Raw genomic sequence first — 21,462 nt, forward strand, 5'->3', positions numbered from 1 at the left:
CTCTTACCCTCCCAAGAACGACTTGCGGACTTCTTCATCCGCCAGCAGCCCCTTGCCGGTGCCAGTGTGGGCATTGGCGCCCTGCACCAGAACGTAACCTTTGTCGGCGATCTCCAGCGCCTGACGGGCGTTCTGTTCGACCATCAGGATGGAAATCCCGGTGCGGGCAACCTCGATGATGCGGTCGAAAAGCTCGTCCATCACGATCGGGCTGACGCCCGCGGTGGGTTCGTCCAGCAGCAGAACCTTGGGCTGGGTCATCAAAGCGCGGCCCACGGCCACCTGCTGACGCTGACCACCGGACAGCTCACCGGCGGGCTGGTTGCGTTTGTCGCGCAGGATCGGGAACAGATCGAACACCTGCTCCATCGTGGTTTTGAAATTATCGGTGCGGATGAAGGCACCCATCTCTAGGTTTTCCTGCACCGACATCGAGGTGAAGATATTGTGGGTCTGCGGAACAAAGCCCATCCCCTTTACCACGCGCGCTTGAGGCGTCAGGCCGGTGATATCCTCGCCATCCAACCGGACTGAGCCCTGACGCAGGTTCAGCATCCCGAAGGTCGCCTTCATTGCGGTCGACTTGCCCGCCCCGTTGGGACCAACGATCACTGCGATCTCGCCCTTGTTCACGGCGACGGTGCAGTCATGCAGAATGTCGGGGCCGGATTTTCCGTAGCCACCGGTCATGCTGTCGCCGATCAGAAACGCCTCGGCTGTATGTGACCCATGACCTGTACCGGTCGAAACTTCGATCTCACCGCGCCCACTGGGATTGGTGATGGTGGCGTCCTTGTTGCCACGATCGTCCTGATATGGGTTGCCGCTCATGCGCCCACCTTGTCTTTGTTTTTCAATCCGGTGCCCAGATAGGCCTCGATCACCTGTTCGTTGGCCTTGATCTCGTCCAAGGTCCCTTCTGCCAGCACCTTGCCCTCGGCCATACAGATGACCGGGTCGCAGATGCGGCCAATGAATTCCATGTCGTGTTCAATGACGACGAATGTGTAACCACGCTCTTCGTTCAACTGCTTGATCGCGTCGGCGATGGTGTAAAGCAGGGTGCGGTTCACACCTGCGCCGACCTCATCAAGGAACACGATCTTGGCGTCGACCATCATGGTGCGGCCCAGTTCCAGCAGCTTCTTCTGGCCGCCCGAAACTTCACCCGCGCGCAGGTCGGCGATGTGGCTGATGGTCAGGAATTCTAGCACTTCATCGGCCTTGGCACGCAGGGCGCGCTCTTCATCGGCGATGCGCTTGCGGCCGAACCATGTGTTCCAAAGCTGTTCGCCCGATTGACCTGCGGGGACCATCATCAGGTTCTCGCGGCAGGTCATCGAGCCGAATTCATGTGCGATCTGGAAGGTGCGCAGCAGGCCTTTGTGGAACAACTCGTGCGGCGGCAGACCGGTGATGTCCTCGCCATCCATGACCACACGGCCAGAGGTCGGAGGCAGCACGCCCGCAATCACGTTGAACAAAGTGGACTTGCCCGCACCGTTCGGCCCGATCAGGCCGGTGATGCTGCCGGGAGCGATCTTCAGGCTGGCCCCATCTACCGCGCGGAACCCTCCGAAATGTCGGTGTAGTTCGTGGACTTCGATCATGTCCGTCCCTTCCTCGACGCGTCGGGCGCGTTCTTATTCGTCGTTAAAAGAAAGCCCCCGGCCCATACAGGCCGGGGGCAATCGTTTCAAGTAGGATTAACGGAAGCCGACTTCTTTGATTTCGCCGCCTTCGACGACGATCTCACGGTAGCTACCGGAGGCTTCGCCCGGGCCGATCAGGTTGACCGAGGACGCACCTTCATAGTCGATCGCGCCGCCTGCCGACAGGATCTCCATGGCTTTGCCAAGTTCACCGGGGTAGATTTTCTCACCCGGGCCGTTTGCCAGTTCCCAGACCTTCTCGGCCAGTACTTTGCCTTCGGTCGAACCGGTTGCGTGCATGGCCAGCATGATCAAAGCAGCCGAGTCATAGCCCTCTTTCGCGTAAGGCGAAGAACCGTCAAAACCAGCGGCTTCAGCCATTTGCTCGTAGGATGCAGCCGCATCGCCCGACGCGCTCGGGTTTTGGCCGAACGAGCCGTCAAGATCAGCACCGAAGCGATCTGTCAGAGCAGAAGTAACCATGCCGTCGGGCAGAACGAAGGTGTCAAACGCACCGCTGTCCAGAGCGGCCTGAATGACGCCTGCACCACCTTGGTCGGCATAACCCGCGACGACCAGTACTTCACCACCGGCGGATGCCAGCGCGCCAACTTCAGCCGAATAGTCGGACTTGCCGTCTTCATGCGCGGCGCTGATGGTCACGGTGCCACCTGCGGCTTCAAACGCAGACTGGAAGCTGTCGGCCAGGCCTTTGCCGTAGTCGTTGTTGGTATAGGTCAGAGCAACTTCCTTGAAGCCCTTGTCCATGATGACGTCGGTCATGACCTCACCCTGACGGGCATCCGAAGGCGCGAGGCGGAAGAACAGGTTGTCATCCTCAAGCGCGGTTAGGCCCGGCGAGGTTGCCGAAGGCGAAATCTGCAGGATGCCGTTCGGGCGCGAGACGTTGGTGAAGACCGCACCGGTCGCACCAGAGCACATTGCGCCCATGATCGCAGAAGCACCTTCAGCGGTGATCAGACGTTCAGCTGCAGCGGTCGCTGCACCTGCGTCAACACAGGTCGAGTCGCCGCGCACGGGGGTGATCACACCACCGTCGACGAACTTTCCGCTGTCGTTGACTTCCTTGATCGCCAGTTCAGCACCTTCCGCGATGGGCGGTGCCAGCGATTCAAGCGGGCCAGTGAAGGCCACCAGTACACCAATGGTCACATCTTTCATGTGGCCACCAGCCATTGCGGCACCCGCAGTCGTGATTGCTGCAGTTGTTGCCAGAAGAAGTTTACGCATGTTTCTACTCCCAAGTTGGAACATGGTCAGAGGGTGAAAGATTATCCGAAGGTTTGCAAAGCAAAAATCCCCAATCGACATGACCCTGCGGCAGTCACGGGGCGTTACCGGGTGGCAGGAAGGACCCACAACCTGAATTTCACCCAACAAGCCATTGATTTTGGACCTCGTTTTATGGCTAAGAGAGCCTAACCAAGGAAATAGCCCCATGTCGAAATTGATCTATATTCTCAACGGTCCAAATCTGAACCTTCTCGGCAAACGTCAGCCAGAGATCTATGGAACCGATACGCTGGACGATGTTCTTGCCAATTGCTCAGCCGTGGCAGAGGAATTCGGGCTATCCTGCAAATTGTTACAGTCGAACTTTGAAGGTGAGATTGTTGAACAGATCCACACCGCGCGGGAAGAAGCGGCAGGAATCATCATCAACCCCGCCGCCTATAGCCATACCTCGGTTGCCATTCTGGATGCGTTGAACACCTTCGAAGGGCCGGTATTGGAAGTGCACATCAGCAATATTCATCAGCGCGAATCCTTCCGTCACCACTCGTATGTGACACAACGTGCCGAGGGCGCGATCATGGGTTTTGGCGTTGAAGGTTATGCGCTTGCGATGCGGCGTATGGGCAGCCTGTTAGGCTAACCCCTACCCCAGTTTTTCCAGCAGTACTGCGTAATCTGCGCGCATTTGCTCTGTCCAGCCTGCACGGCGACCACGGAACAATGTCGCCTGACTTTTGTGGATCAAGCCGTCCGACAGAATCTTCAGGTGGTTCGCGCGCAGGGTCTCGCCGGTCGAGGTGATGTCGGCGATCGCCTCGGCAGTTAGGTTCTTGACCGTGCCTTCGGTTGCCCCCTGGCTGTCGACCAGCTGGTAATCGGCCACACCGCACTCGCGCAGGTACTCGCGCACCAAACGGTGGTATTTCGTGGCGATCCGCAGGCGGAACCCATGTTCGCGACGGAAAGCAGCCGCTGCCGCGTCCAGATCATCCATCGTATCCACGTCGATCCAGAACTTCGGCACGGCAATGATCAGGTCGGCATAACCAAACCCCATCGGCTCAAGCTCGATCAGCTTGTTGTCCCAGTCGGCGATCTTTTCGCGAACAAGGTCTGACCCGGTGACGCCCAGTTGAATGCGGCCAGCGGCCAGTTCACGTGGGATTTCCCCGGCGGACAAAAGCACCAGTTCAATTCCGTCGACACCATCAACGGCACCCGCGTATTCGCGGTCCGACCCGGTGCGACGCAGGCTGATCCCGCGATCTGCGAACCAGTCAAAAGTCTTTTCCATCAACCGTCCCTTGGACGGGACACCCAGCTTCAAAGTCATGCCTGACCTCCTGCCAGAAGTTCGACCAGCTCGGGGCGGATCACGCCACCCACAGCGGGGATAGAGCGCCCCTGCCCCAATACTTTGGTCAGTGCATCATAACGTCCGCCACTGGTCACAGGGGGCAGATCGGGGCGTAAAGGCGCGTGAAAACCAAACACGAATCCATCGTAATATTCCAAGGTGGTCCGGCCATAGCTGGCTTCGAAATCCAGAGAGGCCGCATCAATGCCACGCGCGGCCAACGCTTCCAGCCGCGCTTCCATCCGTTGCACAGCAGGCTGGATCGAAGGCATATCCACCGCAATATCCCGCAGGTTTTCCAGTGCGTTAGCACTGGTTTCGCGCAAAGACAGGATGGTTTCCAGAATGTCCAACTCGCCACCTGACAAGGCAGGTTCTTCCGCCTCGGCCTGCAATTTCCGGACGCGTGCTGCAACCTCATCGGCAGTGCGCAGACCATTGTCCGGACCCGCCGCTTCGATTGCGGCGTCTATCCCGCCTGCAACCATTTTCAGCATCGCGACACGGGTTTCCGGAACCGGCTTTCGCCCCCCGAAACGATCCATCAGCGCCCGGAACCGGCGCGGTCGCCAGAGGTGGCGCTTCAGCGCGATCTTGCGGGCGTCGCTGGTTTGCAGACCGTCAACGGCAGCGATCAGGATGCCAATGTCACCGGTCGAGGCACGTAAGCCAAGCGGAGCCAGAAGGTCAGAAAACAGCGCGAACACTTCGGCGTCGGCAGCCGCAGAGTCAGTGCCATCGAACAATTCATAGCCCACCTGCCAATATTCACTGGCGCGGCCATCGTCATGTTCCTGCTTCCGAAAGACCTTGCCGGAATAGGTGTAACGCGCCGGGGTCGCGCCGTTTTCCATGTGCTCGCGCACGACAGGCACGGTAAAGTCCGGACGCAGCATGCATTCGCCCTGCAGCGGGTCAGAAGTCACGTAAGCGCGGCCGCGGATATCTTCGCCATAGAGGTCCAGAAGGACCTCGGCCGGTTGCAGGATGTCGGCTTCGACCACCTGCGCGCCAGCCTCGACGAACGCCGCCTGAAGCTGGGCCGCACGGGCGCGGGATTGGGCCTTGGTCACCATCAGTTTTGATCCAGAATGCGGCGCACCTCGGCGACCAGTTGGTCGCGCGGGGCTTCGAACTGGCTGGGGCGCTCTTTCCATTCCTCAAGCGTGGCGCTTTCGGCGATCTTGGCGCCAAGGATCAGGTCCTTGATCTGAATCTTGCCCGCATCGAACTCGTCCCCGCCGGCGATTACCGCGATCGGAGAATTGCGTTTATCCGCGTATTTCAACTGGTTACCGAAGTTTTTCGGGTTACCCAGATAGACCTCGGCCCGGATACCGGCGTTGCGCAGCTCGGCCACCATTTCCTGATAGTCGGCCATGCGCGACTTATCCATGACAGTCACGACAACCGGCCCGAGGCTGGTGCCGCCCATGCGGCCCTTGGCACGCAGCGCGGCCAGCAGGCGGTCAACGCCGATGGAAACGCCCGTCGCAGGCACAGCCTGGCCTGTGAAGCGCTTGACCAGATCGTCGTAACGACCACCACCCGAGACAGAGCCGAACTGGCGCGGACGGCCTTTTTCGTCCTGAATTTCAAAGGTCAACTCGGCCTCGAAAACGGGGCCGGTGTAATAGCCCAGACCGCGGACGACCGAGGGGTCGATGTCGATCTGATCGGGTCCGTAACCTTGCGCATCCAGAAGTGAAGCAATGGTTTCCAGCTCGTTCACGCCCTCTTCGCCGACCTTGGACGCGCCGATTGCGCCCTTCAGATTGGCAAGCGTTTTCGCAGCCGTGTCCCCTTTCGAGGTCAGGAAGGCCAGCACCGGTTCGGCCTGATCGTCGCTAAGGCCCACACCGTCAATATAGGCGCCAGAGTCGTCCAGACGGCCCTTGCCCAACAGCTGGCGCACACCGCTTTCGCCGACCTTGTCGAACTTGTCGATGGTGCGCAGCACGTCGGCGCGCTGTTCTTCGTCGGTCAGGCCCATGGTTTCCAGAACGCCGTTCAAAACCTTGCGGTTATTGACCCGCACGACATAGTCGCCACGCGGGATGCCAACGACTTCCAACGCGTCCGACAGCATGGCGCAGATCTCGGCATCGGCGGCCACGGACGGCGCGCCCACGGTATCCGCATCACATTGATAAAACTGGCGAAAACGCCCCGGACCCGGCTTTTCGTTACGCCAAACCGGACCCATCGCATAACGGCGATAGGGGAACGGCAGATCGTTGCGGAACTGCGCCGCGACTCGCGCGAGGGGCGCGGTCAGGTCATAACGCAGGGCAACCCAGCCGCTGTCATCTTCTTCCCAAGCGAAAACACCTGCGTGCGGGCGATCGACGTCGGGAAGGTACTTGCCCAGCGCCTCTAACGTCTCGACACCCGAGGTTTCCAAGGGGTCAAACCCATAGCGATGATAGACCTCGGCAATCTGGTCCAGCATTGCTTTGCGTTCGGTCACATCCGCGCCGAAGTAGTCTCGGAAGCCTTTGGGCGTTTCCGCCTTGGGGCGTGGGGTCTTCTTCACCTTGGCCATTGTCGCCTTGATCCATCGTTTAGGGTTCGCGGGGGGGTCTAGCGGATGGGGGCCGAAGGAGCAAGCACGGCTGGCATTTGGCCCCAAAATCGCAGTATGACCGACATATGACCTGCATATGACTTGCATATGACCAAAATGCCGGAGCCCGACCCCATGACCGAAGAAAAGATCACCGCATTGGAAGAGCGTATCGCGCATCTTAGCGTGACGGTCGAGGAACTGTCAGACGTGGTCGCAGGTCAGGCGAACGAGATCGCGCTGCTGACCAACCGCGTCCGCATGTTGGTGGAACGCGAGGCAGAGCGGGAAGTGGCCGAAGGCAGCGGCGTTCCGCTGGCAGATCAGCGCCCACCGCATTGGTAAGTGGGTTCGCAGCGGACGCTGCTTCTGAACGTCGCTGTGCTTGTGCGGCGAATGGCCGTGTTAAGCCCTGCGCGGACGAGAGGGGCTATCTTCAATTCGGCCTCAGTAGCAACATCCCGGTTGCTTGAAGACTGAAGGCAATTGATTTTGATCAAAGTGCTTTGAGCAAACATGAGGCAAGGCTTTAGCGGCATTGCATACCGCAGACTGGGAGCCGGGCCTCGTGAATTTTCTCATTAATGAAATTTTCAAGGCGCTGACAAATGCTGGTGCCGATATTCTTCGCAGAACGACTCTCAAGGGAAAGAACTGGCGTCAGATACTCGCATACATTCTACCGATATTGATTGTGCTGGCCATCGCCTACGGAATCTTCTGGCCACAGGAATAGCAGTCTGGCTAACAAGCACTGCTAAACCTTCGTGTGGCCTTAAACTGGCTCGAAACAGGAACTGTGGTATGCTTTGACACCTCTTGGCGGCAACGGGTTGCCTACGTGACGATTTCTGCGTCGGTTGCTTTCAGCGAAGTTGTCGTGCAGCGAATGGTGCCCGAAGCTGAAGCCAAGACTTGGTATGGGATTGCACAGCTAAATGTTACCGAATCCCGATGGTGCAACGTCGCTCTGATTTCTGAGACTGAGGTACTAACAGAGGCACACTGATTGTTTCACCAAGCAACTCAGCATCTCGCTGAGGCCAAGGACATAAAGGTCGCAATGGGATAGAGGCGTAGCGAATACGCGGCGCTTCGCGGCGTCACTGATCGTGTTGTTTTGCCTGGTTTCTCGCCAAGAATTGGCGACAGCGCTGATTTGGATCGGTCGGCCTTCGATCTGGCGATATTGCAGTTGGATGCACCGGTTACGCTAGATGAGATACGACCATTCGAAGTCATTGACTGGCTCGCAAATCAAAGCATATCCGTAACTGGCCATGGCAGGGATCGCCCCTATCTCCCTTTGATCCGAAAGGACTTTGTATTGATGAGATTTCGACCCATGTGGCGAGGCTGGGCTGCACGGTTGTTCCGGGGCTGTCGGGGGCAGCTGTAGTTGGGAAAACAACCGGCAATGACCAGAGATCGCTAGTGGGCATTGTTTCAGCCAATTTGTTCGGCCCAACTGGAATGAAAGCAGGTATAGCATTGGCCGTTGGAATTGGCCGCGGATTGGAAGCACTGCGCGCACTCCAACAATGATGAAGAAGGAGCGAACGACTGCATCGTCCGCTATTCGGCCATTAAAAAGATTCGCGGCGAATGACCGCTCTCTGCCCGTCGCGACCAAGTTTGCTCTCGGCCCAGAGCCGATTTTGAACGATCTTTTAGCAAAAAGCGGCTTCGAGCCCAAATCAGCCAATTCGGCACATCGCACAGAATACCAAAATCCGTACAAACCTGCCGCGCAAAACCCAATCAGGTAAATCGTTGCGGAGCAAAATGTTCAATATTGCAACAGGGAGATCGACCCTGCGCGAGATCAGTTACGACTTTGCCGGTCAATCCACCCAAAGTAAGGCCGATATGTTGATGTCCAAAGGCAAGAGTGATGCGGTCAGAGGCCGGTGAAGCACCTATTACTGGAAGAGCATCCGGCATCGTAGGGCGATAACCCAGCCATGTATCGTCGGGTGAACCGATATCTCCAAACATTTCATGTGATTTGCGCTGAAGGTAGTCAGTGCATCTTGTATTGAACGCAGCATCCACAGCGTTGATTTCGACCGTACCGGCAATACGCAATCCGTGGGCCATCGGCGTGGCGTAGAAACCTGCTTCAGCCCAGCCAACCGGCCGCGATACGAGCCCCCCGTAGTTGCGATAAAGGATATGATAGCCGCGCTCGGCACCCAGTGGCAGATGTTCAGCGCCAGAGCCTTTTATCTCCTTCGAACGTGCGCCAGACGTTAGCGCCATGTGACCCGCGCGGATTTCAGTGCCGTCTTCGAGATACGTTGTCACCCCGGTGTTATCGGCATCACAGCGGCCAACACGGCAGGATATGTAGGTCCCGCCTAGTGCTTCAAATCGTTTGTGCATGCGCGTGACCAATTCTTGCGGATTGGTCACATGCCGGACGCCTTTGAAGTTCAGGCCACAGTGTATGGGTTGTTTCAGGTTTGGTTCCAGTTGGTGAACCTCACCCTTAGACAGTTCATCGAATTCCACGCCCTGCGCGCGTCGCATTGCATTATTGGCGCGCTCACCTTCATACCCCGCTTTGGTGGACCAGACATATAAGCAGTCGTTATTGACCATCAGGTCTTCAGCTCCGGCCTCGGCAATCAGCGGGTCGAGGCCAGCTTCAGCATGCAGCAAAAACTGGCCTAGCGCTTCGCTGATTTGTTTCACACGAGAAGGGCGGCAGTTCTTAAGGAATGCCAACATCCATCCAGGGTTTCGCAATCCGTGCAGAAGGTTAAAGGATAGTGGGCTTTCGCGGCTGGTCAGCAGATAAGGCAGAGATGTAAAAATCGACGGGCTGTTGACCGGAATGCAGGCATAAGTCGCGATGGTACAGGCTGACCCAGATGTCGTGCCCGACCCGGGAGGGTTGGGATCACAGATAAGCGTCTTCAGACCATCGCGTTGAGCATAAAACGCAGCTGACATACCAACGATACCGGCACCTACAACGATGAGGTCAAATTCGTTCTGCGGCATTGTTATGATCGCTCCGTCGGATAGGTGTTGCGGACACCTGTATGGGTGATGCGGGTTCACCGCAGTTTTCGAAGAAATATCGGATGCGTTTGGGAACATCGTCAAGCAATCAAAAAAGTCGAACTGCACCACGCCGCCAGAGGACAACATCTGCCTTGTTTGAATGATCCGAAAACAGTCACCTTCACGCGAAGAGCGAATGCTCAGCAAGTCCTGCGTTTGAGTTGTCGGATCAGGCTGCAGCGAATTTACAGGTTTAGCCTAGGCCTGACCTACAGTGTTGAACGGCTAGTTTCGTGACTTATGCCACTCCACGATAATGAACCTGCTGCACTTGCGAAGGGATACAGTGTCAGAAATCGCCGCGTGAGCAAACGGCAACTTTGTCCCGCTTGACAGAATCTAAGTCGCAGGAGGCCGCGCGGAAAAGATCCGACTCGGATCAGAAAAGGCGGTTGAGACAGACCCCTGTCACGTCCAACACCTACTCAAACGCAAAAGCGGCGGCTTGCGCCACCGCTTTGGTTCTCTATCAGGCTGCATTCGAGCGGCGTCTTGGGCCTTTGCCACGCGACCGCTGGCCGTTCCCGCGTTTTCCGGGGTTGCCATTGCCTCCCCGCGCTTGCGGTTTTTTGCCGGGGCGACGGCGGCGCGGTTTGTTGGGTGCTTTGGGGGTTTCCGCTTCTTCTGGCGGGGTCTTCCGAACCAGAACCTCGTCCAGCGGCGTGGCGCCCGGGATTTTGCGACCGATCAGCTTTTCGATGTCGCGCAGAAGCGGACGTTCATCGGACGAGCAGAAAGCGATTGCCTCGCCTTCGCGCCCGGCGCGGGCGGTACGACCGATCCGGTGGACATAGGATTCAGGGACGTTGGGCAGGTCATAGTTGATGACACGCGCCACGCCCGGCAGGTCGATCCCGCGCGCGGCCACATCTGTTGCGACCAAAACGGTCACAGTCCCATCGCGGACAGCTTGAATGGCGCGATCCCGTTGGCCCTGACTTTTGTTGCCATGCACCGAATCCGCGGCAAAGCCCTCGGCGACAAGCTGCTTCTTCATCCGCTCTGCACCGTGTTTCGTACGGGCAAAGACAAGGGTCAGGGCAGATTTGTCCTCGGACAGAATTTCACGCAGGCGGACGGGCTTTTCAGCCTTGGTCAGAAAGCACACCGACTGGGTGATCTTATCCGCCGTTTTACCCGGAGGCGCGACCTGCACCTTCTTCGGGTCGTTTTGATAGTCGCGGCTTAGCTGCTCGATCTGTTTTGGCATGGTTGCCGAGAACAGCATGGTCTGGCGAGACTTGCTTAGGTGAGGCTCGATCTGACGCAGGGCATGGATAAAGCCCATATCAAGCATCTGGTCAGCCTCGTCCAGCACCAGAAACTTCGCTGTCGACAGGTCAATTTCTTTCCGATCCAGCAGGTCAATAAGACGGCCCGGCGTGGCGACAAGAATATCAACGCCCCGTGCCAGCATGCGGATCTGCCGGTTGATGGATTGCCCGCCAACAACCGTGGCGACCTTCATCGGCGTCCCCTTCACCAGCGGGCGCAGGTTGTCGGCGATCTGGTTCACAAGCTCTCGGGTCGGGGCCAAGATCAAGGCTTTTGCCGATTTGGGTGCGGTCTTACCTTGCTTGGCGCGCAGCTGGTCGATCATCGGCAAGCCGAAGGCCAGCGTCTTCCCGGTGCCGGTTTGGGCCAGCCCCATGATGTCATGGCCCTTCAGGGCCAGCGGAATGGATTGCGCCTGAATCGGCGTGGGCTCTGTAAAGCCACTATCGGACAGGGTCTGCAGCAGCTTCGGCGACAGGCCCAAAGTTTCAAATTTCGACACGGGATGTGCCCTTTCCTAGCGCGCCAGCCATACGCTGCGCACGTCACGGGCCGCCCTTGGGGCGGCAGAGGGTTCGGCTGGTCTTCATACCCGCCGATAGAGCCCTGCGTGATGGGAACTGGGGTTTTTCGCTTGTGCCCTGAATTTCTTTGGCACGGCTTACTCACGCGGCAGCGCAGCGATTTGAGCCTACCTAAGCAGTTATAGGAATAAGTCAAGCATTAGAGAAAGATGTGACTGAGGGAAGCTTGGCTCTCTTGCCGGTTAGCGGCTGGCGCATTGGTAAGCCTACCAACAAGCGAGCAAAGCAATCTGTCTGTATTTTAAGAAAAGGCCTGAACAACTGTTCAGGCCTCCCGAGGAATTCTAAAGATTATTACTCGGATTCGCGACCAGCAATACTTGTTCCTATTTCGCCAGTCAGGGTAGAACCGATATTCCCCCAGCCGCCGTTTCCGCCACCTGACACGATGGCCGGAATTGCTGCGTTTTCATTCGGAGCCGGCCCAAATTCCCCCTCCAAGAACGCTTTTGTATCAGCATCCTGATTTCCAACGTTATTCAAAAAGTCTTTCATTCCTTGAGCTTCTGCTTGTTTGTGACCGCCCGCGATTGCAGCGGTTCCGAGTGCAAGAGATGCGGCGGCGGCAGCTAGGATGAGTTTCATGTTTCGTCTCCCTAAGGTTTGATTGGTTATTGCTGGAGATACGGGAGATGCGTGCGATTGGATCAAAATCTTGAACAATGCACCCCCTGAATGACGATAGACCCCATTGAACAACCCTATCGCCAGATTGCCGCCGTAAAAGGCAAGCCTGACGTACCTGCGTTCCGCAGGCAGAACCCAAGACTTGCTGCGGGCTGCCGCTCCGACTAGCCTCGCATCGACTTCCAAATGCTCGGGGGGGGAGCCATGCCGGACAACACATCCAATGAGACTCTGCGGGGTATCCTGGAAGAGACCAAAACCATCGCCGCGGTGGGGGTATCGACCAACCCGGTCCGCCCGTCATACTTCGTCGTCCGGTATTTGCATTACCGGGGGTACAACATGATCCCGGTCAACCCGGCCTATGCGGGACAGAAGGTTTTTGGCAAAGAGGTTCTGGCCAGCCTTGCCGACATTCCCAAGGACCAGACCGTGGATATGGTCGAGGTCTTCCGGCGGTCCGAAGCCATACCGGGCATTCTGGACGAGGCACTGGAACACCTGGCGGGGCTAAAGACCCTGTGGATGCAGTTTGGCATTTATAACGAGGATGCCGCCGAAACGGCCAGCGCCGCCGGGCTGCGTGTCGTGCAGGATCGCTGCCCCAAGATCGAATACCAACGCTTGTTCGGCGAGCTGCGCAAGGCCGGGATCAACACCGGTATCATTTCAGCGAAACTACCGGAGTTGCGGCCATGAGCGATGCTTTGAAGACTTATGGGTTTGAAACGCTGCAAGTTCACGCAGGCGCCCGGCCCGATCCCGCGACCGGGGCGCGGCAGACGCCGATCTACCAGTCGACGGCCTATGTGTTTCAGGGGGCTGATCATGCGGCGGCCCTGTTTGACCTTAAAGAGATCGGCTTCATCTATTCCCGCCTGACCAACCCGACGGTTGCCGTTCTGCAAGAGCGGATCGCGACGCTGGAGGGCGGGATTGGGGCGATCTGCTGTGCTTCGGGGCATGCGGCGCAGCTGATGGCGCTGTTCCCGCTGATGTCTCCGGGATGCAACGTGGTGGCGTCTAACCGGCTGTACGGTGGCACGGTCACCCAGTTCAGCCAGACCATCAAACGCCTTGGCTGGTCGGCGAAGTTCGTGGACTTCGATGATGAACAAGCGCTGCGGGACGCGATTGACGACAACACGCGGGCGATTTTCTGCGAAAGCATCTCGAACCCTGGGGGGTACGTAACCGACATTCCAGCGATTGCGAAGATCGCCGATGACGTCGGGCTGCCCTTGATCGTGGATAACACGGCGGCGACTCCGTTTCTGTGTCGTCCCATCGAACAGGGCGCGACACTGGTTGTCCATTCGACCACCAAGTACCTGACCGGCAATGGCACGGTCATGGGCGGCGCCGTGGTCGACAGCGGCAAGTTCGACTGGTCGGCCAGCGGCAAGTTCCCGTCCCTGTCGGACCCCGAACCGGCCTATCACGGGCTGAAGTTTCACGAGACCTTCGGCCCCTATGCCTTTACCCTGCATGGCATCGCGATCGGGCTGCGCGACCTTGGCACGACTTTGAACCCGCAGGCCGCGCATTACACGCTGATGGGGATAGAGACCCTTAGCCTGCGGATGCAGCGACATGTCGAAAACGCGATGACCATCGCCAAGTGGCTAGAAGGGCACCCCGAGGTGGCAGAGGTCACCTATACCGGGCTGGAAAGCTCGCCCTATCACGCGCGGCAGAAGCGGGTGTATCCCAAGGGGGCGGGAGCGTTATTCACGGTGCGACTGGCGGGCGGATATGAGGCCTGCGTCGATCTGGTAGACCGGCTGGAACTGTTCAGCCATGTCGCCAATCTGGGTGATGCGCGGTCACTGATCATCCATCCGGCCTCCACAACGCACCGGCAACTTACCGCAGACCAGCAAGAGGCCGCCGGGGCCGGATCCGACATCGTGCGACTGTCGATCGGGATCGAAACCGCAGACGATCTGATCGCAGATCTGAAACAAGCTTTGGAAGGCGGATCCACGTAGGGCGCGGGTCAGCATTCGCTGCAGTAGAGAGCGCCTAGTTCGTCGACCGAGGGCGCATATTGGCCCAGACTTTCTTGGCTCTTTTCGAAACAGGACCAAGCTTTCTGAACCGGGAGTTTCCGGAATCGCCCCAGTGGCAGGCATCTAGCTGGTAGTCCGGCAATGCGCTGATAAGGTCTTCAATATTGTCCGTATCGATATTGAATTCAAAATACTGTTCCGGCTTGTCGTCCATAAATTCACGAACGCCCTTCAACTGCTCATCCCAATCCTGACGCCAATGCGCAGCCAGATCGTCGAGATTATCCAGCCCAAGCGCCGACATGTACCGTTTTGCGAATTCTCCATGCCCGTGCCGTAATCTGGAACGGATCCAATCGTCTTGGTCGCGCAAGTTAAGGATGATCAGCGTATCCGAATAATCTTTCAAAATCTCTTTGTAGGCAGAGTTTCCTTCGAAAAACTCCTCTGGCGTCACATGAACAAGATCACAATAAAAGACATAGTCATCAAACCCTTCAAAGACCGGGCGATTGCCTTCGATATTCTCTTTCATACGCTTTGCCGCAGTCCGGGATGGCTGTAGCGGTTTTCGGATCTTGTGATGCAACGAGGCATGTCCAGCCCGTTCAAACAACTGGCTGAATGAGCGAGTTGCGCATTTGTTAAATCCCACAAGAACGACTTTGGGTAATTGCTTATGTGACACTGTTGCGCCCCCATATAAGCGTCCGATTCAGGGCACCCCCCGAAACGGCCTTGCAAGATAATCAGGGATCAAATCTCCTCTACCTGCAAAACGCCCGGCAGAGATTTGATCGCCCCTTTGATCTGTGGATTTATCGGGAAATCATCGTCCAGATCAACATCAACCTCTCCTGGCAGGTCCGGATGCATCAGGCAAAACTGAACCGGGCCACGGCCGCGCAGGTTGGTTTCGCTCTTGGCGCGGTCCAAAAGGCTGGCGACGGCATTGATCGCGGTGGGTTCGTCTAGATAGACCTTCAGACCCGCGCCACCAGCATCAGCGACCACCGTGTCGATGGGTTGCACCGCGCGGGCAAGCAGTTTGACCTGCTCGGCTTCAAAGGTAGCCTCGGCCGTCACGACGACATTCGCGCCGGTTTCCAGATGATCACGGCAAGCTTCCAGCGTGTCCGAGAAGATGGTGATCTCATAGAGGCCCGTGGGGTCCGAAAGCTGCGCAAAAGCGAAGCGGTTGCCCTTGGCGGATTTGCGTTCCTGTTTACCCGCGACAGAGCCCGCGAGTTTCGCAATCATCGGGCCGCCCTGAACCTTTTGGCTGACCTCTTCCAGCGTCATGACCTGCTTGCGTTTCAGCGCGGCCATGTAGTCGTCCAGCGGGTGGCCGGACAGGTAGAAGCCGATGGCCTTGTGTTCCTCGGCCAATTTTTCATTCGGCAGCCAGTCGCCCACGGGGGACAGGCGAGGTTCAGGCAGATCGTCGCCAGCCTCGCCAAACAACGAGACCTGATTGGAGGCTTTCTGGTCATGGATCGCGGCGGAATAGCTGACCAGAGCGTCCAGACTGTCAAAGACCTTGCGGCGGTTCTTATCCAGTTGGTCGAAAGCCCCGGCGCGGGCCAGCATTTCCAGCGGGCGCTTCCCGACGCGTTTCAAGTCAACCCGGCGGGCAAAGTCATAGAGCGTGGCAAAGGGTTTGCCGTCGCGACCTTCGGTGACCAGCTTCATCGCCTCGATGCCGACGTTCTTCAGCGCGCCAAGACCGTAGACCAACGCGCCTTCGTTCACGCTGAACCGGGCCTCGGAACGGTTCACGCAGGGCGGGATGATCTCGATGTCCAGCCCCCGGCGGACCTCTTCGGCATAGGTGTTCAGCTTATCGGTCAGGTGGATATCGCAATTCATGACCGAGGCCATGAATTCCACCGGGTGGTTCGCCTTCAGCCAACCGGTCTGATAGCTGACAACCGCATAGGCGGCCGCGTGGGATTTGTTGAAACCGTAGTTCGCGAATTTCTCAAGCAGGTCAAAAACTTCTGACGCTTTCTTCGCGTCCACGCCGTTCTCGCCCGCGCCCTTTTCGAACTTGGGGCGTTCGGCGTCCATCGCCTCTTTGATCTTCTTACCCATCGCCCGGCGCAACAGGTCCGCGCCGCCAAGGCTGTAGCCAGCCATGACCTGCGCGATCTGCATCACCTGCTCCTGATAGACGATGATGCCTTGGGTTTCCTCAAGGATATGGTCGATCAGCGGGTGGACGGATTCCAGATCCTTCTGGCCGTTCTTCACCTGACAATAGGTCGGAATATTCTCCATCGGGCCGGGACGGTAGAGGGCCACAAGCGCGACGATATCCTCGATACAGGTGGGCTTCATCTGGCGCAGAGCGTCCATCATGCCCGAGCTTTCCACCTGAAACACGGCGACCGTTTTCGCGCTGGCGTAAAGGTCGTAGGTCGGGCCGTCATCCAGCGGGATGGCGTTGATCTGGTTCTCGGCCCCTTCGGCAGGTTCGTAAAGCTGCCTGCCGTCGGCGGCGATATGCAGGTCACGGCCCTGCCCGTGGATCAGGTTGATTGCGCCTTGGATCACGGTCAGCGTCTTCAGGCCAAGGAAGTCGAACTTCACCAGACCGGCCTGCTCGACCCATTTCATGTTGAACTGGGTGGCGGGCATGTCGGACCGCGGATCTTGGTACAACGGCACCAACGCATCTAGCGGTCGGTCGCCGATCACGACACCCGCCGCGTGGGTCGAGGCGTTACGCAGCAGGCCTTCGACCTGTTGGCCGTAGGTCAGCAGGCGGTCGACGACCTCTTCGTTCCGCGCCTCTTCGCGCAGGCGGGGCTCATCCGTCAGAGCTTGGGCAATCGAGACGGGTTTGACGCCTTCGACCGGGATCAGCTTCGACAGGCGGTCCACCTGCCCGTAAGGCATCTGCAAGACGCGCCCCACGTCACGCACGGCGGCCTTGGACAAAAGCGCACCGAAGGTGATGATCTGCCCCACCTTGTCGCGGCCGTATTTCTCTTGCACGTAGCGGATCACCTCTTCCCGGCGATCCATGCAGAAGTCGATGTCGAAGTCGGGCATCGAAACCCGTTCTGGGTTCAAGAAGCGTTCGAACAGCAGACTGTAGCGCAGCGGGTCAAGGTCGGTAATCGTCAGCGCATAGGCCACCAAAGAGCCCGCACCCGAACCACGGCCCGGCCCAACAGGGATGTCGTGATCCTTGGACCATTTAATAAAGTCCGCAACGATCAGGAAGTAGCCGGGGAAACCCATGGATTCGATGATATCCAGCTCGAAATCCAGCCGTTCCTGATACTTCTCGGGGGTCACCGCGTGGGGAATGACCGCCAGACGCGCTTGTAGACCCTCATTCGCCTGACGGCGCAGTTCGACCACCTCGTCATCGGCAAATTTCGGCAGGATCGGGTCACGGCGATAGGCCATGAAGGCACAGCGTTTGGCGATCTCGACCGTGTTTTCCAGCGCCTCGGGCAGGTCCGCAAACAGGGTCGCCATTTCCTCGGGCGTTTTGAAATAGTGCTGCGGGGTCAGCTTGCGGCGGTCTTCCTGTTGGTCGACATAGGCACCCTCGGCAATACAGATCAGCGCGTCATGCGCCTCGTACATGTCCGATTTCGGGAAATAGACGTCGTTGGTGGCGACCAGCGGCAGGTTCATGGCATAGGCCATTTCCACGTGACCGCGTTCGGACAGGCGTTCCGCTTCGGGCAGGCCGTCTTCGCCGGGGTGACGTTGCAGTTCCACGTACAGGCGGTCGGGGTAGATCCCGGCAAGGCGCTGCATCAGCGCCTCGGCCTTGGGGCGCTGCCCGTTGCGCAACAGGCGGCCAATGGGGCCATCGGGGCCACCGGAAAGACAGATCAACCCGTCGGAATACTGCGCCAACTCCTCGACCGTGACATGCGGCAACGAGCCGTCACCGCGCAGGTAGAGGCAGGAGTTCAGCTTCATCAGATGCTCGTAGCCAAGCTCTGACTGGGCCAGCAGGACAATCGGCGCGGGGGGGAGTGTTTTCTCGCCCGGGGCGGGCGTGTCGTACCCGACGTCCACCTGACATCCGATGATCGGCTGAACGCCAGCGCCCGACGCACCCACCGAAAACTCTAGCGCGGCGAACATGTTGTTGGTGTCAGTGATCGCGACGGCGGGCATGCCCGTGCCCGCGACAAGGCCCGGCAATTTCTTCGCCCGCATCGCGCCTTCCAGCAGCGAGTATTCGGTGTGAACGCGCAGGTGAATGAATCGGGGATCTGTCGACATGGGCCAACACTAGCCCAGCCGTCGGGGGCGCGAAACGGCGGAATTGACGCTTTCGCAAATTGACAGGTTCCACAGGCGAAAATGCGCACCTTTTCTTTTTCGCCCGAACGGCAGCTGCGCCCGCTTTTCTTCGCCCTATCGCCCTTGCCACCCCACACCGGGCGGGTTGTCAAAAAACCAAGAATTTTAGAGGGAAAATCCGCGCCCTTCTCCCCCAGACAAGGTAAGGACTGCGCCCTATCTTCCGGATCATTCGTTTATTGAACTCGGGATTATCGCCATGTCATTGCTTCAGCTTCTTCAGAATGCCCAAGGGGGTCAGGGTATTGATACCCTTGCAAAACAATTTGGTCTGGAAGGGGGACAAGCTGGTCAACTGGCTGAGATGTTCGCTCCGGCCATTGGAACAGCGGCCAAGAAGAAAGCCTCGCAAGGTGGGTTGGAAGACCTGCTTGGCACGCTTGTCGGAGAGGCGCAGGGCGGAATGTTCGACGACCCCGCACAGGCCGCAGCACCAGCGGGTCAGATGCAGGGAATGGACTTCCTGAAGACCCTGATGGGCGGTGATGCAGCCCCTCAGGCCATGGCGGAAGAGGCCGCAGGCCGTACCGGAATAGATCCCAGCATCATCATGCAATTCCTGCCCGCACTGGCGGCGATGATGCAGGGCGGCATGCAAAAGACCGTTCCTGATACGGAAATCGCCTCGATGGAAGGCAACAACGTCAGCTCTTTGATCGGTGGGCTTTTGAACGGCCGTGGTGGCAAGCCCGACCTTGGGTCTCTGGGCGCACTGTTGGACGACGACGGTGACGGATCACCGCTGAACGACCTGATCGGTCGGTTCCTGCGCTAGGTTCAGAAAGTGGCTGGCAACAGCGTGATCTGGTCACGCAGCGCGTAACGCGCTGCGGGTGTCACATGACCGGTCTCGCGCAGCGATGGGATTGCGCTTTCCAGCTTGCGCAGAACCTCTGGGTGGATGCGGTCAAGTTTGCTTCGTTCCGTATGGAAACTTTCGACCGGTAGGCCGTTCACCATGAAGACCACATGCGAGTCGAACACCAGGTGAAAGAAGGTCACGCTGGAAAAAGACTTGTCGATCTTGGCCGTCTCGTCAGATTCCAACAGGTCTTTGGCGCGGACGAAGACGGGCGTATCGTCCGGTTGACCATCCACCCGGTAACCCGGAACCACGATTTGATGATCGCCCGCCAGCAACAGCGGCTTTTGCGGCATCATCGGGCCAACTCCGCGGGCATGAATGCGCACGGGCGCCTTGTCCGGAGATTTCAGGAACTCTTCACGGCTGACCTTGCGGCTTAGAATCATGCGAACCGGCTGCAACCCCTCACAACGCGTTACGACCATGTCGCCCGGGCGCATCGTTTCGATCCGGCGCGGCCCGCAAGGAGTGCGAAGCAACGCACCTTCGACAATTCCGCCGGCAAAATCCGAACCATGTCGTGCGTCAACCGTGACAGGTTGCTGAAAGCTCATGATGATGTGATCCCCAAAAGTGTGACGTGAGCATGCTCACAGAGCTGTTACCCATCAACGCTATTTTCGGAATCGGACCGAAATTCGGCAGATTTTCACCAATTTCACTAAAAAAGATGACCATTCGCCTCTCAAGAGGCATTCGGAACTATACGAAGGGGTAAAACTGTCCGGTTTTTCCCCCTTGCAAAGGATTACCGGCAAGAATCGATTCGCTCGGCGATGCCGAGGATCTAGACCATCTCTGGCAGGACCTGATCCGGCGGACGATGTCCGTCTTCGAATGTCTTGATGTTGACGATCACCTTTTCGCCCATCTCGATCCGGCCTTCGACGGTTGCCGACCCCATGTGGGGTAGCAGAACGACATTCGGCAACTCGCGCAGGCGCGGGTTGAACTGGGTGCCGTGTTCGAACACATCAAGACCTGCTCCGGCGATCTCTCCGGCGCGCAGCATCCTGGTCAGGGCGTTTTCGTCGATCACTTCCCCGCGCGAGGTGTTGATGATCACCGCTTCGGGTTTCATCAGCTTCAGGCGGCGCGCGTTCATCAGATGGAAGGTCGCCGGTGTGTGGGGGCAGTGGATCGAGATCACGTCCATCCGCGCCACCATCTGGTCAAAGCTTTCCCACCACGTGGCGTTCAACCCCTCTTCGGTCTGCGGATGCAGGCGGTGGCGGTTGTGATAGTGGATCTCCATCCCGAAGGCCTGCGCGCGACGCGCGACGGCCTGACCGATGCGGCCCATGCCAAGGATGCCCAACTTGCGCCCCCTGATCCGGCCACCAAGCATCGCAAGCGGAGACCAGCCGTCCCACTCTCCCGATTGCATCGTCGCCAGACCTTCCGGGATACGGCGGGTCACAGCCAAGATCAGGGCCATGGTCATATCGGCGGTGTCTTCGGTCACAACGCCGGGGGTGTTGGTGACCATGATGCCACGAGACCGGGCGGTCTCTACGTCGATATGGTCGACACCTGCGCCGTAGTTGGCGATCAGTTTCAGCCTTGGCCCCGCATCGACCAGCTCTAGCGGTCCGATTTTATCCGTGATCGAGGGCACCAGAACATCGGCGCGTTTCATCGCCTCGGTCAGCCACTCTCGGTCGGCGGGTTCATCGCGGTCAGACAGCTCTACATCGAACAATTCCTGCAATCGCTTTTCGACCGGCTCGGGCAGCCGTCGCGTGACAACAACACTTAGTCGCTGTTTGGACATGCGAATTGTTCCTCGTGCTTCCCATTGCGGAGCGTTAATGGCAAACTGTCCGAGAAGAGCAGAAGGCACAAGCCCAAACGGGC

At 58.3% G+C, this 21,462-nt stretch carries 19 protein-coding genes; 6 read left to right on the forward strand and 13 right to left on the reverse strand.

Features of this window, described 5'->3' with window-relative positions; all coding sequences use genetic code 11:
* Positions 1-3 precede the first annotated feature (3 nt).
* From CLM58_RS15955 to CLM58_RS15965, 3 genes are all read right to left on the reverse strand, one after another.
* Positions 4-831, reverse strand: coding sequence for an ABC transporter ATP-binding protein (locus CLM58_RS15955; RefSeq protein WP_095596849.1), 828 nt, complete (start codon positions 829-831; stop codon positions 4-6).
* Positions 828-1,610 (reverse strand): ABC transporter ATP-binding protein, encoded by a 783-nt coding sequence (locus CLM58_RS15960; protein WP_095596850.1) that lies wholly within the window; start codon positions 1,608-1,610, stop codon positions 828-830. The genes CLM58_RS15955 and CLM58_RS15960 overlap by 4 nt, the downstream gene beginning before the upstream one ends.
* A gap of 96 nt (positions 1,611-1,706) precedes the next feature.
* Positions 1,707-2,903 (reverse strand): ABC transporter substrate-binding protein, encoded by a 1,197-nt coding sequence (locus CLM58_RS15965; RefSeq protein ID WP_095596851.1) that lies wholly within the window; start codon positions 2,901-2,903, stop codon positions 1,707-1,709.
* 208 nt (positions 2,904-3,111) lie between these two features.
* Here CLM58_RS15965 and aroQ point away from each other — a divergent pair, with 208 nt between their 5' ends.
* Positions 3,112-3,549, forward strand: a complete 438-nt coding sequence (gene aroQ / locus CLM58_RS15970; protein WP_095596852.1) for a type II 3-dehydroquinate dehydratase — start codon at positions 3,112-3,114, stop codon at positions 3,547-3,549.
* A gap of 3 nt (positions 3,550-3,552) precedes the next feature.
* Here the strand turns inward: aroQ and hisG are convergent, their stop codons facing one another.
* Genes hisG through hisS form a run of 3 tightly spaced genes read right to left on the reverse strand, consistent with a single transcriptional unit; the run spans position 3,553 to position 6,811 of the window.
* A complete protein-coding gene (gene hisG, locus CLM58_RS15975) occupies positions 3,553-4,242 on the reverse strand; it encodes an ATP phosphoribosyltransferase (protein ID WP_095596853.1) in 690 nt (229 codons plus the stop codon).
* Positions 4,239-5,342 (reverse strand): ATP phosphoribosyltransferase regulatory subunit, encoded by a 1,104-nt coding sequence (locus CLM58_RS15980; protein WP_095596854.1) that lies wholly within the window; start codon positions 5,340-5,342, stop codon positions 4,239-4,241. The genes hisG and CLM58_RS15980 overlap by 4 nt, the downstream gene beginning before the upstream one ends.
* Entirely contained in the window at positions 5,342-6,811 is a 1,470-nt protein-coding gene (gene hisS, locus CLM58_RS15985) for a histidine--tRNA ligase (protein WP_095596855.1), read from the reverse strand. Before hisS ends, CLM58_RS15980 begins: the two co-directional genes overlap by 1 nt.
* A gap of 129 nt (positions 6,812-6,940) precedes the next feature.
* Between hisS and CLM58_RS15990 the strand changes: the two genes are divergently transcribed.
* Positions 6,941-7,177 carry a SlyX family protein gene (locus CLM58_RS15990; protein ID WP_229666079.1) on the forward strand — a complete coding sequence of 79 codons (237 nt, stop codon included), beginning with the start codon at positions 6,941-6,943 and terminating at the stop codon, positions 7,175-7,177.
* Positions 7,178-8,373: 1,196 nt separating this feature from the next.
* Positions 8,374-8,601 carry a hypothetical protein gene (locus tag CLM58_RS17210; protein ID WP_158221932.1) on the forward strand — a complete coding sequence of 76 codons (228 nt, stop codon included), beginning with the start codon at positions 8,374-8,376 and terminating at the stop codon, positions 8,599-8,601.
* Here CLM58_RS17210 and CLM58_RS16000 read toward each other — a convergent pair.
* The 3 genes from CLM58_RS16000 to CLM58_RS16010 all read right to left on the reverse strand — a co-directional run bounded on the left by CLM58_RS16000 (position 8,594) and on the right by CLM58_RS16010 (position 12,348).
* Positions 8,594-9,841: an NAD(P)/FAD-dependent oxidoreductase gene (locus CLM58_RS16000; protein WP_229666078.1), complete on the reverse strand. Its 1,248-nt coding sequence runs from the start codon at positions 9,839-9,841 to the stop codon at positions 8,594-8,596. The two genes, CLM58_RS17210 and CLM58_RS16000, sit on opposite strands and share 8 nt — an antisense overlap.
* Before the next feature lie 532 nt (positions 9,842-10,373).
* A complete protein-coding gene (locus CLM58_RS16005; RefSeq protein WP_095596857.1) occupies positions 10,374-11,681 on the reverse strand; it encodes a DEAD/DEAH box helicase in 1,308 nt (435 codons plus the stop codon).
* A gap of 376 nt (positions 11,682-12,057) precedes the next feature.
* On the reverse strand, positions 12,058-12,348 hold the full coding sequence (locus CLM58_RS16010; protein WP_095596858.1) for a hypothetical protein: 291 nt from the start codon (positions 12,346-12,348) through the stop codon (positions 12,058-12,060).
* A gap of 246 nt (positions 12,349-12,594) precedes the next feature.
* Between CLM58_RS16010 and CLM58_RS16015 the strand changes: the two genes are divergently transcribed.
* Together CLM58_RS16015 and CLM58_RS16020 are read left to right on the forward strand one after the other, a co-directional pair.
* Positions 12,595-13,089: a CoA-binding protein gene (locus CLM58_RS16015; protein WP_095596859.1), complete on the forward strand. Its 495-nt coding sequence runs from the start codon at positions 12,595-12,597 to the stop codon at positions 13,087-13,089.
* A complete protein-coding gene (locus CLM58_RS16020; RefSeq protein ID WP_095596860.1) occupies positions 13,086-14,381 on the forward strand; it encodes an O-acetylhomoserine aminocarboxypropyltransferase/cysteine synthase family protein in 1,296 nt (431 codons plus the stop codon). Before CLM58_RS16015 ends, CLM58_RS16020 begins: the two co-directional genes overlap by 4 nt.
* Before the next feature lie 34 nt (positions 14,382-14,415).
* Here the strand turns inward: CLM58_RS16020 and CLM58_RS16025 are convergent, their stop codons facing one another.
* Both CLM58_RS16025 and dnaE read right to left on the reverse strand, forming a co-directional pair.
* Positions 14,416-15,090: a sulfotransferase gene (locus tag CLM58_RS16025; RefSeq protein WP_158221933.1), complete on the reverse strand. Its 675-nt coding sequence runs from the start codon at positions 15,088-15,090 to the stop codon at positions 14,416-14,418.
* Between the two features lie 68 nt (positions 15,091-15,158).
* Positions 15,159-18,659, reverse strand: coding sequence for a DNA polymerase III subunit alpha (gene dnaE, locus CLM58_RS16030; protein WP_095596862.1), 3,501 nt, complete (start codon positions 18,657-18,659; stop codon positions 15,159-15,161).
* Between the two features lie 280 nt (positions 18,660-18,939).
* On the opposite strand from dnaE, the gene CLM58_RS16035 reads away from it, so the two are divergent.
* Positions 18,940-19,515 carry a DUF937 domain-containing protein gene (locus CLM58_RS16035; protein WP_095596863.1) on the forward strand — a complete coding sequence of 192 codons (576 nt, stop codon included), beginning with the start codon at positions 18,940-18,942 and terminating at the stop codon, positions 19,513-19,515.
* 2 nt (positions 19,516-19,517) lie between these two features.
* On the opposite strand, the gene CLM58_RS16040 is transcribed toward CLM58_RS16035, so the two are convergent.
* Positions 19,518-20,159: a Hint domain-containing protein gene (locus tag CLM58_RS16040; protein WP_095596864.1), complete on the reverse strand. Its 642-nt coding sequence runs from the start codon at positions 20,157-20,159 to the stop codon at positions 19,518-19,520.
* A 233-nt stretch (positions 20,160-20,392) separates the two neighbouring features.
* Complete coding sequence (locus CLM58_RS16045) at positions 20,393-21,379, reverse strand: 2-hydroxyacid dehydrogenase (protein WP_095596865.1); 987 nt, start codon at positions 21,377-21,379, stop codon at positions 20,393-20,395.
* Positions 21,380-21,462: the final 83 nt, after the last annotated feature.

The organism is Actibacterium pelagium (assembly GCF_002285415.1).
GTDB lineage: Bacteria > Pseudomonadota > Alphaproteobacteria > Rhodobacterales > Rhodobacteraceae > Actibacterium_B > Actibacterium_B pelagium.